This window comes from Pectobacterium brasiliense, assembly GCF_013449685.1.
Lineage (GTDB): Bacteria > Pseudomonadota > Gammaproteobacteria > Enterobacterales > Enterobacteriaceae > Pectobacterium > Pectobacterium brasiliense_A.
Map to the genome: position 1 here is coordinate 1 of NZ_JACDSF010000057.1, position 1,751 is coordinate 1,751.

Below are 1,751 nucleotides of genomic sequence, written 5' to 3' on the forward strand. Positions count from 1 at the left end.
CTGTCACGCAGGGGGTCGCGGGTTCGAGCCCCGTCCGTTCCGCCACTTATTAAAAATTATGCCTGCTAACTTTAGCAGGCATAATGTTAAGCGTAATTTAGGGGCGTAGCTCAGTTGGTAGAGCACCGGTCTCCAAAACCGGGTGTCGCGAGTTCGAGTCTCTCCGCCCCTGCCAAATAAAACCCTTCACGTCATCGTGAAGGGTTTTTTTTGATCTGTACTCTATGCTCGATCCTGTCTCGTATCCCTCTTTTCAATTTCTCCGTTATTTCTCCCCTCTGGATGTCTAATTAATCTAACGTGTTGTTATTTAATAGATAAAATTCGCTAATGTGCTGTTGAGAGATCGTGCTGATTTAGCTGTAAATATGCACAAAATAACCGTAATACCAGGTTGTGAACTTGCTCATTCACCTTGTTCGATATTTGAACTAAAACTATCTACAACCTGAGTGAAAGGAAGTTGTTTTTCAGAACGATCTTTCAGGTTGCATTCACTTGTTAGTGATACCTGCCAACATCACATCGGTAGCGCTACAGCAGAAATTCGTAGCGCTATGCTGTACCTGAAATCTGACTAAGTAGCTGTAAGACTACACAGAAGGAGTTTAAGTATGTACAGACGTTTACTGGTAGCTGTTGCTGTAAGCACTGCGTTATGTGGTGCCGTACAGGCAAAACCCTTAACGGTTGGGTTTTCCCAGATTGGTTCAGAATCAGGATGGCGCTCTGCGGAAACTAAGGTGTCAAAGCAGGAAGCCGAGAAGCGTGGGATAACGTTAAAAATAGCGGATGCTCAGCAAAAGCAGGAAAATCAGATTAAGGCTGTGCGGTCGTTCATCGCTCAGGGCGTAGATGCCATATTTATTGCTCCAGTTGTCGCGACAGGTTGGGCGCCAGTCTTACAGGAAGCGAAAGAAGCAAAAATCCCGGTGTTCCTGCTTGATAGAACGATTGAGGTTAGCGATCCATCGTTGTACACCGCGGCTATCGCCTCTGATAGCGTTTATGAAGGAAAAGTGGCTGGTGAGTGGCTTGTGAAAGAAGCCGCTGGCAAACCTTGTAATGTTGTTGAGTTGCAGGGAACGGTTGGGGCTAGCGTTGCGATAAACCGTAAGAAAGGGTTTGCTGACGGTATAGCTTCAGATCCACAGATAAAAATTATTCGCTCGCAGTCGGGGGACTTTACTCGTAGCAAGGGTAAAGAGGTCATGGAAAGCTTTATTAAAGCTGAGCAGAATGGGAAAAATATCTGTGCGGTTTATGCACATAATGATGACATGGCAATAGGTGCTATTCAGGCAATTAAAGAGGCTGGTCTGAAACCTGGTTCACAAATAAAAGTTGTCTCCATTGATGGTGTCCCCGACATTTTTAAAGCTATGATGAATGGCGAAGCTAATGCCACCGTTGAATTAACACCTAATATGGCTGGTCCTGCTTTTGATGCTTTATTAGCGATGAAGAAGGACGGGAAACAGCCTGAAAAATTCATTCAAACCGAATCACGTTTATTACTGCCTGACACGGCAAAACAGGAATATGAAACCAAGAAATACCTTGGTTATTGATATTTATATTGTGGATTTATCATTGATATAAATTTTGCTAAATACCTGGCAGAAATATAAATATGGGAAAGTGGGCTTGCTATGTTTTCTGCACCGTTTAATCACGGGACAGTGAATATTGTCAGCCTACTTACCATAATATTGCTCAGGTGTGATGTCAGGGCGAGATCTAACTCACTT

The 1,751-nt window shown here is 43.8% G+C and carries 1 protein-coding gene and 1 tRNA gene; both read left to right on the forward strand.

Annotated elements, in window-relative coordinates:
* The first annotated feature begins 99 nt into the window (after positions 1 to 99).
* Positions 100 to 175, forward strand: a tRNA-Trp gene (locus tag H0248_RS18750).
* 439 nt (positions 176 to 614) lie between these two features.
* The gene (ytfQ, locus tag H0248_RS18755; RefSeq protein ID WP_180787055.1) at positions 615 to 1,571 is read left to right on the forward strand and encodes a galactofuranose ABC transporter, galactofuranose-binding protein YtfQ; all 957 of its coding nucleotides are present in this window, start codon (positions 615 to 617) and stop codon (positions 1,569 to 1,571) included.
* The last annotated feature ends 180 nt before the right edge of the window (positions 1,572 to 1,751 follow it).